This is a genomic window from Streptomyces bluensis (assembly GCF_014650715.1).
GTDB lineage: Bacteria > Actinomycetota > Actinomycetes > Streptomycetales > Streptomycetaceae > Streptomyces > Streptomyces bluensis.
Map to the genome: position 1 here is coordinate 823253 of NZ_BMVM01000001.1, position 12697 is coordinate 835949.

The window sequence follows — 12697 nt, forward strand, 5'->3', positions numbered from 1 at the left end:
TGGGCGGGAGCCGTATCACCTTCCGGGGAGGCCGAGTTGACCGATCCATGGGTGGCCCTGGAACCGGGCGCCGATCCCGTCGAACGGGTACGGGCACTGCGCCGCGCATATGAGACGTTCACCGAGGCGGGCACGGTGGAGCGACCGGTGCGTTCCGTGGTGGCCGACTCGTGGCGGCGATCGGCGAAGGCGGGGGTCGGCCCGGACGGCACCGCGAGCGTGGAGCTCACGGACGGAGACCTCGGTTCCTACCGGGCGGAGCATCCGCTGGCGCGGGTGATGCCGTTGGTCCGGGAACTCCTGGGCACCTTCGCGGCGGACGGCGAGCATCTGCTGGCGGTGTGCGACGCGCAGGGCAGGATGCTATGGGTCGAGGGGCATCCGGCGACCCTGCGGCGGGCGGACCGGATGAACTTCGTTCCGGGCGCGCGCTGGGCGGAGAGCGCGGTCGGCACGAACGCGCCAGGTACGGCGGTCGCCGTGGACCGGCCGGTGCAGGTGTTCGCGGCGGAGCACTTCAGTCGGCGGGTTCAGCCCTGGACCTGCGCGGCAGCGCCGGTCCACGACCCGCGCACCGGCCGGGTGCTCGGCGCGGTGGACATCACCGGCGGGGACGGTCTCGCGCATCCCCACAGCCTGGGTTTCGTGCAGGCGGTGGCGCGCGCCGCAGAGTCCCAGCTCGCGCTGCTCACCCCGCCCGAGACGGCGGCAGCCGACGCGCTCGGCCTGACCGCGCTCGGCAGGGACGAGGCCCACCTGGTCGTGGACGGCCGGAAGCTCAGGCTCAGCCGTCGGCACAGCGAGATCGTGGTACTGCTCGCCCGGCACCCGGAGGGGCTGACCGGAGACGAGTTGCTGTGCGCCCTCTACGAGGACGAGTCGGTGACACCGGTGACTCTGCGCGCTGAACTGGCCCGGCTGCGCAGGCTGCTCGGCCCAGCGCTGCTGGGCTCCCGGCCGTACCGGCTCATGGTTCCGGTCGAGTCCGATGTCGCCGTCGTCGAAAGGAGGTTGGAGACGGGCTCGGTCACAGCGGCCGCGGCGGCGTACGGCGGTCCGCTCCTGCCAGGTTCGCAGGCCCCGGCGGTGGTGCGGCTGCGGCAGCGGATCGCCGACGGGCTGCGTACGGCGCTCATCGCCCGCCGTGACCCCGACCTGCTGGCGGACTGGGCACACGCGCCCTGGGGCGAGGACGACCTCGACGTATGGCGCGCTCTGGCGGCCGTCCGGCCGACGGTGGCGGTGCGGGTGCGCCTGGAGGAACTGGAGTCCGAGCTGGCGGCACCACCGAGGTGGGCACGTCAGCCGGCTCGCCCGACGCACCACTGACTCACCGGCATTCGTCCCGGCGCACAGCGCCCCACCCGTCCACCAGCTCCCCGTCGCTATCACCATCCCCATCCCAGTCACTATCACCATCCCCAGCACCCGGCACCCAGCACCCAGCACCCAGCACCCAGCACGGCAACGTTCTCGCAACGTCGGTGTCCCTAGCCTCGCGGCGAGAGCTGCCCAACGGCGGGCAGTGCGTTCTCGGGAGGCAGGCACCATGACGCGTTACGCAGCGCCCGGTACCGACGGCGCGATCGTCTCGTACGAGTCGCGGTACGACCACTTCATCGGCGGCGAGTACGTACCGCCGGCCAGTGGGCGGTACTTCGCGAACCCGAGTCCCGTGAACGGGCAGCCGTTCACGGAGATCGCCCGGGGGACCGCCGAGGACGTGGAGCGGGCGCTGGACGCGGCGCACGCGGCCGCGCCCGCCTGGGGCCGCACGTCCGTGGGCGAGCGTTCCGACGTCCTCCGCAAGATCGCTGACCGGATGGAGGCGAACCTGGAGAAGCTGGCCGTCGCGGAGAGCTGGGAGAACGGCAAGCCGGTCCGGGAGACGCTGGCCGCCGACATCCCGCTCGCCATCGACCACTTCCGGTACTTCGCGGGAGCGATCCGTGCACAGGAGGGTTCGCTCGCCGAGCTCGACGACGACACGGTCGCGTACCACTTCCACGAACCGCTCGGCGTGGTCGCGCAGATCATCCCGTGGAACTTTCCGATCCTCATGGCGACGTGGAAGCTCGCGCCCGCGCTCGCGGCGGGCAACGCGGTCGTCCTCAAGCCGGCCGAGCAGACACCGGCGTCCATCCACTACTGGCTGAGCCTGGTGGCCGATCTGCTGCCGCCGGGGGTGGTGAACATCGTCAACGGGTTCGGTGTCGAGGCGGGCAAGCCGCTGGCATCGAGCCCACGCGTGGCGAAGGTGGCGTTCACCGGCGAGACCACGACGGGGCGGCTGATCATGCAGTACGCCTCGGAGAACATCACTCCGGTGACGCTCGAACTCGGCGGCAAGTCACCGAACATCTTCTTCGACGACGTCTCGTCGGCGAACGACGACTTCCTTGACAAGGCGCTCGAAGGCTTCACGATGTTCGCGCTCAACCAGGGCGAGGTGTGCACCTGTCCCTCGCGGGCGCTCGTGCAGCGCGGCCACTACGCGGAGTTCATCGAGGCCGCGGTGGCCCGCACCGAGCTCATCAAGGCCGGGCACCCGCTCGACACGGACACGATGATCGGCGCCCAGGCCTCCAACGACCAGCTGGAGAAGATCCTCTCCTATCTGGACATCGGCCGTCAGGAGGGCGCGAGGGTGCTGACGGGCGGTGAACGCGTCGAGTTCGACGGCGAGTTGAAGGGCGGCTACTACGTCCAGCCGACCATCTTCGAGGGCGACAACCGCATGCGGATCTTCCAGGAGGAGATCTTCGGGCCGGTCGTGTCCGTGACCTCCTTCGACGACTTCGACGACGCCATGAAGATCGCCAACGACACGCTGTACGGCCTTGGGGCGGGCGTGTGGACGCGGGACATCAACACCGCCTACCGTGCGGGCCGTTCCATCCAGGCGGGCCGCGTCTGGACGAACTGCTACCACGCCTACCCGGCCCACGCGGCCTTCGGCGGCTACAAGGGCTCGGGCATCGGCCGTGAGACCCACAAGATGATGCTGGACCACTATCAGCAGACCAAGAACCTCCTGGTGTCGTACTCGCCGAAGAAGCTCGGCTTCTTCTAGACGTGGTCAGCGGGTCGTCCAGGAATCCTGACCCGCCCCGCGCCCCACGCCCCACCAATGCTTCGCCCTTTTCGGCGCGTAGGCCGGAGTTGATGCTCCATCGCAGTGATGCTCGGCCTGCCTGCCCGGCGTGCGTGGGGCACGGAAGTCGCCTCGCACGGTACACGTTGCTGGTTCGTGACGGTCAGTGCCGTGAGGAGGGGCTATGCGGCAGGGGTGGTTCGCCGCCGGGGGTGAGGTGCTCGCGTGGTGGGCGGTGCTGGTTGTCGTCAACTTGATGTTCATCAGTTCGATCTCGACGCTGGAAATCGTCGTGGCCGCAGCGGGGTCGATGATCGCCGCGTTCGCCGCACGGGCCGTGCACTCGGCTTCGGAAGCCGGCCCGGGCGGTGCGCGACGGTGGGGTGCCGCACTCCTCGCGTGGCCCGGTGCCGTACTCGCCGACCTGGGGCGGCTGTGCGTGGTCACCGTGCGCGCTCTGCACGGCCGTTCGCCCGAGGGCGCACTGAAGACGGTGACGCTGCAGCCTGGTACGGGGGCGGCGTGGGCCTGCGGCGTGCTGTCGTCCACTCCGAGCACATACGTCGTCGACGTCCCCGAGGGCAGGACGGAAGGCGGGCAGACAGTCGTCGTGCATGTCATGGACCGTGAGCTGTCGCGGCTGGATCGGGTGCTCACCGTGGGGCCACGACGGTGAACGCCTGGCTGATCGCGACCGCGTTCCTGCTGACCCTGGGTCTGCCGCCGTGCCTGTGGGTGGCGAGCCGGGGAACGGCGCACGAGCGGCTCGCGGGGCTCACTCTGGCGACCACCTTCGTCACCGTGTTCTTCCTGTTGACGGCCCAGGGCTACGCACGCAGTTCGTACGCCGACCTCGCCCTCGTCCTGGCGGTCATCGGCCCTGCCGGAACCCTGGTCTTCGCCCGCTTCCTGGGAGGACGGTCGATCGACGCCGCCGAAGACGAGGCGGCGCGAGGAGGCCGGAGATGACGGCCCGTCACGTGTGCGCGGTGGTGTTGCTCGTCGCGGGGATCGGCGTGCTGCTGTTGTCCGCTGCTTGCCTGGTCGTGCTTCCGCGGCCGTACCAGCGGTTGCACGCTCTCACTCCGGCCACCTCCGTCGGGGGGCCGCTCGTCGCACTCGCCGCGGCAGTCGAAACCGGGCCGGGGCGTGCCGCGGTGAAACTTGTCCTCATCGGCGCAGTCGTCGCGGCCGGCGGGGCGGTGACCACCATGGCGATCGGCAGAGCCACGGCCCAGCACGACCGACTGCTGCAAAGGAATTCCCCCCAGTGAACGGTGCTGTTGCTCAGGATTATGTGATCGCCGTCGCGTTGGTGCTCGTGACGGTCAGCGCCACCGCGGCGGCGCTCACCCGCGATCCGATGCGCCAGGCGGTGGTCCTGGCCATGCTCGGTCTGTGTCTCGCGGTGCTCTTCACGCTCCTTCAGGCACCCGATGTGGCTCTTTCCCAGGTGGCCGTGGGTACGGTCGTCACCCCTTTGCTGATCCTGCTGACGGTACGGAAAGTGCGCGGCACCTCGTCCGGGGGCGACGACGGGCGGCGGCGATGAGCCGTACCGCCCGCATCCGGCTCTTCTGGGTCGCGGCCGCCGTCTTCGCCGTGGCGTACACGGCCGCCTGTACCGGGCTGCCGCGCTTCGGGACCGAGGTGCATCCCTACGGCACGCGCGCGGTGACGTCGGCCCTGCACCGGCACACCGCCAACGCGGTCTCCGCGGTCAACTTCGACCAACGCGCTCTGGACACGCTCGGCGAGGAGTCGATCCTGTTCGCCGCCGTTCTGGGGACCATCGTGCTGCTGCGCCGCACCCGCGACGAGCGCGTCGGGCAGCCCACGGCGGGCCGGGTGCTGCCCAGCACCCGCCTGCTCGGTCTGGTGCTGCTGCCGGTGACGCTGCTCACCGGTGTCTATATCGTCGCGCACGGCCAGTTGTCGCCCGGCGGCGGCTTCCAGGGCGGCGTCATCCTCGCCACCGGGCTGCACATGGCCTACGTGGCGGCGGACTACCGGGTCCTGAAGCGGGTCCGGCCGCTTTCGGTGCTCGATGTGGCCGATGCCGTGGGCGCGGGCGCCTTCGTGGCGCTGGGCTTCGCCGGGCTGATCGCGGGAGGCGCCTATCTGCAGAACGTGCTGCCGCTCGGCACCTTCGGGCAGCTCTCCTCCGGCGGGCTGGTGCCTGTCCTGAACGCAGCGGTCGGCGTCGAGGTCGGCTCCGGCCTCATCGTCCTGCTCGCGTCCTTTCTCGACCAGGCCGTGGAGGTCAGGTCACAGGACCGCTCAGGAAGCGGAGGCGGTACATGACGATCCTGCCCTTCCTCTCGGCCGGCTGGATCTTCCTCGCCGGGGTGTACGGCCTGGTCACCAGCCGTAACGCCATCCACGCCGTTGGGTGTCTCGCTGTCGCGCAGTCCTCGACGTATGTGCTGCTGCTCACCGTCGGATACCGGCGCGGCGGCACCGCGCCGTACTTCACCGACACCCCTCTCGGCACACGCGTGGTGGATCCGGTCGTACAGGCCCTCGCTCTCACGGACGTCGTGGTGGGTGCCACCGTCACGGCACTGCTGCTGGGGCTCGTCATGCAGGTGCGCAAGCGGCACGGCACGGTCGACCCGGACGCCCTCACCGGGCTCAAGGGCTAGCCCGGCAGGATGGTGCGCACCGCGGATCTGCTGCCGCTCGCCGTCGCCGTTCCGCTGTTCGGCGCCGTCGTGCTCGCCGTCGGCGGGCGATGGCTGCCGCGGGTCGCCATCGACGCACTGGCCACCGCCTGGGCGGCGCTGGAGGTCGCAGGCCTCGCCGTGCTGTGGCAGCGGACCGGTGACGGCCACAGCGTGTCCTGGCTCGGCGGCTGGTACCCGGTCCGCGGTGAGAGCGTCGGCATCGTCCTGGTCGGCGACCGGATCGGCATCGGCCTGGCGCTGCTGGCCGGCGCGCTCGTCCTCGCGGTCGTCGTCTACTCCTGGCGTTACTTCGACGAGCCGCCCGTACAGCATGCCGGTACCTTCCCCGCGCTCATCCTCCTGTTCGAGGCGGGCATGTGCGGCTTCGCTCTCACCGGCGACCTGTTCGACGCCTTCGTCTTCTTCGAACTGATGGGAGCGGCGGCCTACGCACTGACCGGGTACCGCATCGAGGACCCGCGTCCGGTGCAGGGTGCGCTGATCTTCGGTGTCGTGAACTCGCTGGGTGCGTACTGCACATTGCTCGGCATCGGGCTGCTCTATGCCCGTACCGGTGAACTCGGTCTCGCGCAGATCGGGCTGAAGCTGGCCGGGCATCATGCCGACTCCCTGTTGACGGCCGCGTTCGTCCTGGTCATCACGGGACTGCTGGTCAAGGCGGCCGTGGTGCCCTTCCATTTCTGGCTGCCCGACGCCCATGCCGTGGCACCGACCCCGGTCTGCATGCTGCTCTCCGGAGTCATGGTCGAGCTGGGCCTCTACGGCACCCTGCGCATCTACTGGGTCGTGTTCTCCGGCCCCCACGGCATCGCGCCACCGCACCTGAGGGCCACATTCGTTGCCGCGGGTGTGCTGACCGCCCTCGTAGGGGCGGTGATGTGCTGGCAGCAGCGCCACCTCAAGCGCATGCTGGCCTTCTCCACCGTCGGCCATGTCGGGCTCTTCCTCATCGGGATGGCGCTGCTCACTCCAGAGGGGATCGCCGGGGTGGCCCTCTACGTCGCCGCGCACGCCGGGGTCAAGGCAGCTCTCTTCGCCACCGCGGGCGTACTGCTGGACCGGCACGGATCCGTCGACGAACACGGACTGTACGGGCGCGGCCGCGATCTGCCGCTGGTCGGTGCCCTGTTCGGTCTCGGCGGCCTCGCGCTCGCCGGCCTGCCGCCCTTCGGCACGTCCCTGGGCAAGGCCGTCACCGAGCATGCCGCCGGGGACCGGTTCCCCTGGCTGCCCGTCGTGTTCGTACTCGTGTCGGCGGCAACCGGCGGAGCCGTGCTCCGCGCCTGCGCCAGGATCTTCGCCGGCGTCGGTCCCCGGCCGCGGGAACACGACGACGGAACGGAAACCACCGGCAGCGGCGAGGCACCCGAGATCCGCGATCCGCAACGCCCCATCCCGATTCCCATGCTCGCCGTGCCCGCCGCCCTACTCTGCGCCTCGCTCGCGGCCGGGCTCCTGCCCGGATTCGGCTCCGCCCTCGCCCACGCCGCACGACAGTTCACCGACCGCACCGCCTACACCGCCGCCGTCTTCGGGCACGCCGTCACACCGTCCGCACCCCTACCGGAGGTCGGATGGAGCGTGGAAGGCGTGCTCCTCGCGCTCGCCTCGACCGCGCTCGCGGCGCTCTTCGCGGCGGCCGCCGTCTGGGGCACGGGCCTTCCCTGGCACGGAGTGGGCCGGGCTGTGAGACAGCGTGTCGTCCTGCCGTTGCGCCGACTGCACTCGGGGCATCTCGGCGACTACGTCACGTGGCTCGTCGTCGGGGTGGCGGTGCTTCTCGTCGTGATGGCCGCGTAGAGCCCCGCTGGTCCTTACCGATCCGCTCCCGCTTCGGCCGGCCTGTCACCGTACGTGATGCGCCGGCCGGAACGAGCGGGCCACCGGTCCGCCGCTCGGCGCGGACGGGTTTCCGTAGCCTCGACCGAGCGTGACCGTATCGGACGCTGCTGGTTTGGCCGGCGGCCTGCTCGGGATACCCATGGCGCATGATTCCCTCTCAGGTCGACGACACACTGCCGGAGCTGGCGCCCTTCGTTCACGCTGTGCAGGCACGCAGGCCCGACGACGGCACATGGTGTGAGGCGTGGACGGTACGTGACGTTCTGGCTCACCAGACGGGCAATGCGGAGGAACTGGCCCGGGTGCTCCAGGCGTTCCTCGCGGGAACACCGGTGGAGACCAGGGGCTTCGAGCGTGAGGCCCCCTACCGGCAGATGTCCGACTCGGACCTCTGGGCAGCGTTCTTGGCCCGTTGTGAACAGCTCACCGAGGTCGCCGCGGCCGCCGCACAGGACCTGTCACCAGACACGGAAGTGCAGTGGACCGGTCGGACCGTGAAGGTTCCTTTTTTCGCTGAGCACATGCGTGAGGAACTGATCCTGCATCGCTGGGACCTGACCGGCGACGACCGGACGGCCGTGCAGGCGCTCAACGAGCCGTGGATGACGGAACACAGCGTGGTGTCGGTCGGCCGACCGCTGTTGGCCCGGGGCCGCGCCGGTCTGGACCTGGGACCGGACGGCCGTGTCGAAGGCCGGCTGCGTACCCCGGGAACGGACGATGTCGTGGTGGCTGCCGACGCCGACGGCAGCAGCATCCGGCTCGCCGCCCCCGAGGGCACGGCCACGATCGAGAGCGACGCGGCCGTGCGGGTGCTGCTGTTGTGGGGACGACGGCCGGCGGACCCGTCTCGCTGGCACAGTGCCGCCGGCCCCGAGGCCCTGCGCGGGGTGCGGGCCCTCCTGGGCGGCTACTGAGGGCTCGTTTCGGTCAGGGACCGTGCAGGGGCCGTGGCGTCGACGGGTGAGGCCAGATCACGGTCGCGGGTCTCCGGAGCCATCAGGGCCGCGACCAGGCTGACGATCATCATCAGCATCATGTAGACCGCGACCGGGATCCACGAGCCGGAGAACGCCGTGAGCAGGGAGGCACAGATCAGCGGGGCGACCCCGCCGCCGAGCACGGAGGAGAACTCCCGGCCCAGGGTGACGCCGGCGTAACGGTAGCGGCTGCCGAACAGTTCGGGGAAGTAGCTCATCTGGACTCCGACCGCGCCCTGGCCGGCCAGAACGAAGCCGATGATCATGGTCACGGTGATGGCCGCCGGTGAGCCCGTGTTCAGGGCGACGAAGGAGGGACCGGGCAGCAGCACGAGGGCGGTGAGGATCGAGGTGTAGACCGGCTTACGGCCGACACGGTCCGAGAGAATGCCGAATCCTATGGCGGCGAGACCGCCGCAGGCGGCTCCGACCATCAGGACCTTCGGCACGAAGGACGCGTCGACACCGACGGTGGAGACCAGGTACGAGGCCATGAAGACCTGGTAGGTGTACGACTGGGCGCTGATGCCGGCGTTCATGAACAGCACCAGCAGCATGGGCTTCCTGCCGTGCCGGAAGACCTCCTTCACCGGGGACTTGGGCTTCTCGTGCCGGCGCTTGAGGTCCTGGAAGACGGGGCTCTCGCTGAGCTTGCGCCGGATGACCATGGCGGCGACCGTGACGAGCAGGCTGCTGGCGAAGACCAGCCGCCAGCCCCAGCTCATCAGCTGATCGTCGGGCAGGGTCTGGACGAGGATCCAGGCGACGGCACCCATCACGGTGCCGAGCGCGGCGCCGGTCATCACCAGCGAGGCGAGCCGCCCTCGGCGTCCGGTGACGGCCGTCTCCGTGAGGAGGGTGGCTCCGCCGGACTGCTCGGCGCCGGCTCCGAAGCCCTGGAAGAAGCGGCACAGCACGAGCAGCGCCGGGGCGAGGACACCGACCTGGGAGTAGGTCGGCAGCAGCCCGATGGCGAAGGTGGAGCCGCCCATCAGGAACAGGGTGGTGATCAGGATCCACTTGCGGCCGAGCCGGTCGCCGAAGCGGGAGAAGAACAGTCCGCCGAGCGGGCGGGCCGCGAACCCCACGGCGTAGGCGGCGAAACTGGCCAGCAGGGCGACCGCCGGTGAGGCGTTGGGGAAGAACAGGTCGCCGAAGACCAGGGCGGACGCGGTGCCGTAGATGACGAAGTCGTACTGTTCGAGAGCGGTACCGACGAGGCCTGCCCAGGCCGCGCGGCGGACCGCCCGGGGGTCGGCGGGCGCGGGATCGGCGGGTGCGGGTGGGGTGGGATCACTCGTCAGGGATCCGGTGGGAGTGTCCATCAGCCATGCCTCCTTGAAGGGGACGGGTCCTCTGCACGGTGGGGGACGTGGAGGTGCGGCGAAACAGAAGAATCGGGAGGAAACGCCTGGTTGAGGGCGTGTGAGACCCCGGACGCCCCGAGGTCGGTGAACAGGGAGCGGAGCGAGCAGGGGGGTGAGCGGGGTGAGGTTCCGGCCCGGTCAGACGGAGGTGCCGTCGGGGCGGATCACGACCTTGAGGTGCGTCGGGTCCAGGACCGGCGCGCGCAGCGCGTCGGCGGCGTGCGCGAGGGGGAAGCGGCCGGTGAGGAGGGAAGCGAGGTCCACCCGGCCGTCGGCGGCCAGGGACAGAGCGGTGGGGAAGGCGTGGGCGTAGCGGAAGGCGGTGACCAGGTCGATCTCCCAGCGCTGCAGATGCGCCAGGGGCAGCCCGTCCACGGCGGGGGCGGCCTGGCCGACGACGGTCGCCCGAGCGGCGGGTCCCAGGGTGCGGATGCCCTGCCACAGCGCGGCGGGGTGCGCCGAGCACTCCACCAGACGGTCCATGTCCGCGAGTTCGAGGTCCTGCGTGGCGGTGTTGACCACCTGGGTGGCGCCCAGCTTGCGGGCCCGTGCCAGCCGGGCGTCGTTGACGTCGGTCACGATCACCTCGGCGGCGCCCGCGGCGCGCGCGGCCTGGGCCACCAGAAGGCCGATCGGTCCTGCTCCGGTGACGAGGACCCGGTGTCCGACGGCGATCTCGGCGCGTCGCACGGCCCAGACCGCGACGGCCAACGGCTCGATCAGGGCGCCCAGTTCCAGGGGAATGGTGTCGGGCAGTGGGTGCACCGCGCGGGCGGGGGCGACGACGTGGGTGGCGAGCACGCCGTGCGTCGGGGGTGAGCCGAAGCAGGTGCCGGCCGGACACAGGTTGTACCGGCCCGAGCGGCAGGTGGCGCAGGCGCCGCAGCCGACGGCGGGCTCGATCGCGACCCGTGTGCCGGCTTCCAGGCTCGCTTCCGGCCCGGCCTCGACGACCGTACCGGAGGCCTCGTGGCCGAGGACGGTCGGCCGGCGGAGCTGGTTGGCGCCATTGCGGCCGTGTGCGAAGTAGTGCATGTCCGAGCCGCAGACGCCCACGGCGTCGACTTCGACGAGGACGTCGCCGGGGCCGAGTGGCCGCAGCGGTATCTCCTCGATGCGCAGGTCCTCGGGGCCGTGCAGGACGGCCGCTCTGGTCATGGTGGGGAGGGGCATGGGTCTCACATCCTTGTGAGGGGGGAGGTGTTTCAGGCCGCGGGAGGCGGCTCCGAGTCGGCGGCCTCGGCCGCGTCGGCGGCCGCCGCGGCTGTGCCGTGCCGGGTGAGGACGCCGATGAGTTCGGCGACGCGGTCGGTGAAGACGGGGTGCTCGGGGAGCCGGTCTCCGAGCAGGCCGCCGTCGATGACAGCGGCCACGAAGTCCCGTACGGATGTGGTGCGTTGGGCGGTCTTCCGCAGGTCGCTGCGGGCGGGGTCCGCCATGGCGGCGGCCTGCGGGCCCGCGTCGAAGCCGGGCGGCGGTGCCATGCAGCACAGGTAGGCGGCGACGGTGAGGGCCAGATGGTGGGGAGTCCGCCCCGCGCGCAGATGCCCGAGTGCGGGTTCCGGTACGCGCTGGCGGAGTTTGACGGAACCGTCCGAGCCGACCTGACGGGTGCGGTGGCCCAGCGCCGAGTTTCCCCAGCGTTCGAAGAGCTGTGCCACGTAGGCGTCGAGGTCGATGCCGTCGGGCACGGTCAGACTGGGCAGGTAGTCGTCGTGCAGCACACGGCGTGCCGCGTCGGCGACAAAGGGCTGGGCGACCGCGTCGGGGATGGTGGCCCGGCCGTCGAGCGCGCCGAGGTAGGCGATCAGCGAGTGGGTGCCGTTCAGCAGGCGCAGTTTCAGCAGTTCGTACGGCTCGACGTCGTCGGTGAACAGCGCGCCGCCGTGCTCCCAGGCGGGCCGCCCGGCGGCGAAGCGGTCCTCCAGCACCCACATGGTGAACGGTTCCGCGGGAACGGGGACGTCGTCGTGCAGTCCGAGCCGGTCGGCCACGGCCGTTCGGTAGGCGTCCGTGGTGGCCGGGACGATCCGGTCGACCATGGTGTTCGGGTACGTCACGGCGTGGTCCAGCCAGTCGGCCAGATCGTCGCCCTCGGTGCCCGGCAGGGCTGCCGCGAACTCGTGTACCAGGCGGGCCGTCTGGGTTCCGTTGCCCGCGAGGTTGTCGCAGCTGAGCACGGTCATGGGCGTAGCGTGCCGGCGCAGGCGGTGCTGCAGACCGCGGGCGATCTGTCCGATCACGGTTCTGGGCGGGGTGTCGCCCCGCAGGTCGGCTCGCACGTCCTCGTGGTCGAGGTCGAGGTGTCCCGTGCGCGGCGAGAAGGTGTAGCCGTGCTCGGTGACGGTGAGGGAGACGATCCGGGTGTCCGGCGCGGCGATGGCGTCGACGACGGCCTCGGGACGGTGGGCGGCGACGAGCGCGCCGGTGTGCACGGCGGGCACGACGACCCGTGAGCCCTCCGGGGCGATCTCCACCACGGAGTACCGGAAGTCCTGTGCGCGCAAGGCGTCGGCCACCCGCGCCGAGCGGCTCGCCACGCCGAGGATTCCCCAGGGACCGTCGCTGCGCTCCAGCGCCGAGGCGGTGTAGACGGCCTGGTGGGCGCGGTGGAAGTTGCCGAGGCCCAGGTGCACGATGCCGGTCTCGGCGACCGTGCGCCGGTGCAGCAGGGAACGCGGGGGTACGGTCGCGGAGTTGAGGCGGGGAAGGGAAGCGGTCGCCATC

General features: G+C 70.9%; 13 protein-coding genes. 10 read left to right on the top strand and 3 right to left on the bottom strand.

From position 1 onward, the window contains the following. The first annotated feature begins 36 nt into the window (after positions 1–36). The 10 genes from IE262_RS03750 to IE262_RS03795 all read left to right on the top strand — a co-directional run bounded on the left by IE262_RS03750 (position 37) and on the right by IE262_RS03795 (position 8540). On the top strand, positions 37–1329 hold the full coding sequence (locus IE262_RS03750) for a GAF domain-containing protein (RefSeq protein WP_189871210.1): 1293 nt from the start codon (positions 37–39) through the stop codon (positions 1327–1329). Between the two features lie 220 nt (positions 1330–1549). Further along, positions 1550–3073 (top strand): aldehyde dehydrogenase, encoded by a 1524-nt coding sequence (adh, locus tag IE262_RS03755; protein ID WP_189871212.1) that lies wholly within the window; start codon positions 1550–1552, stop codon positions 3071–3073. Positions 3074–3278: 205 nt separating this feature from the next. Then, a complete protein-coding gene (locus IE262_RS03760) occupies positions 3279–3770 on the top strand; it encodes a hypothetical protein (RefSeq protein ID WP_189871213.1) in 492 nt (163 codons plus the stop codon). Then, entirely contained in the window at positions 3767–4063 is a 297-nt protein-coding gene (locus IE262_RS03765) for a monovalent cation/H+ antiporter complex subunit F (protein ID WP_134030860.1), read from the top strand. The genes IE262_RS03760 and IE262_RS03765 overlap by 4 nt, the downstream gene beginning before the upstream one ends. After that, on the top strand, positions 4060–4368 hold the full coding sequence (locus tag IE262_RS03770) for a cation:proton antiporter (RefSeq protein ID WP_189871215.1): 309 nt from the start codon (positions 4060–4062) through the stop codon (positions 4366–4368). Before IE262_RS03765 ends, IE262_RS03770 begins: the two co-directional genes overlap by 4 nt. Then, positions 4365–4646, top strand: coding sequence for a Na(+)/H(+) antiporter subunit B (locus IE262_RS03775; RefSeq protein ID WP_134030866.1), 282 nt, complete (start codon positions 4365–4367; stop codon positions 4644–4646). Before IE262_RS03770 ends, IE262_RS03775 begins: the two co-directional genes overlap by 4 nt. Then, the gene (locus IE262_RS03780; protein ID WP_189871217.1) at positions 4643–5398 is read left to right on the top strand and encodes an MnhB domain-containing protein; all 756 of its coding nucleotides are present in this window, start codon (positions 4643–4645) and stop codon (positions 5396–5398) included. Before IE262_RS03775 ends, IE262_RS03780 begins: the two co-directional genes overlap by 4 nt. Further along, entirely contained in the window at positions 5395–5739 is a 345-nt protein-coding gene (locus IE262_RS03785) for a sodium:proton antiporter (RefSeq protein WP_189871219.1), read from the top strand. Before IE262_RS03780 ends, IE262_RS03785 begins: the two co-directional genes overlap by 4 nt. 9 nt (positions 5740–5748) lie before the next feature. Continuing rightward, on the top strand, positions 5749–7581 hold the full coding sequence (locus IE262_RS03790; protein ID WP_189871221.1) for a complex I subunit 5 family protein: 1833 nt from the start codon (positions 5749–5751) through the stop codon (positions 7579–7581). A 188-nt stretch (positions 7582–7769) separates the two neighbouring features. Next, positions 7770–8540, top strand: a complete 771-nt coding sequence (locus IE262_RS03795; protein WP_189871223.1) for a maleylpyruvate isomerase N-terminal domain-containing protein — start codon at positions 7770–7772, stop codon at positions 8538–8540. On the opposite strand, the gene IE262_RS03800 is transcribed toward IE262_RS03795, so the two are convergent. From IE262_RS03800 to IE262_RS03810, 3 genes are all read right to left on the bottom strand, one after another. Further along, positions 8534–9928 (bottom strand): MFS transporter, encoded by a 1395-nt coding sequence (locus IE262_RS03800; protein ID WP_134030878.1) that lies wholly within the window; start codon positions 9926–9928, stop codon positions 8534–8536. The two genes, IE262_RS03795 and IE262_RS03800, sit on opposite strands and share 7 nt — an antisense overlap. 180 nt (positions 9929–10108) lie before the next feature. After that, the gene (locus IE262_RS03805; protein ID WP_134030881.1) at positions 10109–11143 is read right to left on the bottom strand and encodes an NAD(P)-dependent alcohol dehydrogenase; all 1035 of its coding nucleotides are present in this window, start codon (positions 11141–11143) and stop codon (positions 10109–10111) included. A 32-nt stretch (positions 11144–11175) separates the two neighbouring features. Further along, positions 11176–12696 (bottom strand): mannitol dehydrogenase family protein, encoded by a 1521-nt coding sequence (locus IE262_RS03810; protein WP_189871225.1) that lies wholly within the window; start codon positions 12694–12696, stop codon positions 11176–11178. Between the last annotated feature and the right edge of the window lies 1 nt (position 12697).

Excerpts from the sequence above, each read along its gene's own strand:
- IE262_RS03785 (WP_189871219.1), top strand. The coding sequence starts at position 5,395 with ATGACGATCCTGCCCTTCCTCTCGGCCGGCTGGATCTTCCTCGCCGGG.
- IE262_RS03810 (WP_189871225.1), bottom strand. The coding sequence starts at position 12,696 with ATGGCGACCGCTTCCCTTCCCCGCCTCAACTCCGCGACCGTACCCCCG.
- IE262_RS03780 (WP_189871217.1), top strand. The coding sequence starts at position 4,643 with ATGAGCCGTACCGCCCGCATCCGGCTCTTCTGGGTCGCGGCCGCCGTC.
- IE262_RS03805 (WP_134030881.1), bottom strand. The coding sequence starts at position 11,143 with ATGCCCCTCCCCACCATGACCAGAGCGGCCGTCCTGCACGGCCCCGAG.
- IE262_RS03760 (WP_189871213.1), top strand. The coding sequence starts at position 3,279 with ATGCGGCAGGGGTGGTTCGCCGCCGGGGGTGAGGTGCTCGCGTGGTGG.
- IE262_RS03795 (WP_189871223.1), top strand. The coding sequence starts at position 7,770 with ATGATTCCCTCTCAGGTCGACGACACACTGCCGGAGCTGGCGCCCTTC.
- IE262_RS03800 (WP_134030878.1), bottom strand. The coding sequence starts at position 9,928 with ATGGACACTCCCACCGGATCCCTGACGAGTGATCCCACCCCACCCGCA.
- IE262_RS03790 (WP_189871221.1), top strand. The coding sequence starts at position 5,749 with ATGGTGCGCACCGCGGATCTGCTGCCGCTCGCCGTCGCCGTTCCGCTG.
- adh (WP_189871212.1), top strand. The coding sequence starts at position 1,550 with ATGACGCGTTACGCAGCGCCCGGTACCGACGGCGCGATCGTCTCGTAC.
- IE262_RS03770 (WP_189871215.1), top strand. The coding sequence starts at position 4,060 with ATGACGGCCCGTCACGTGTGCGCGGTGGTGTTGCTCGTCGCGGGGATC.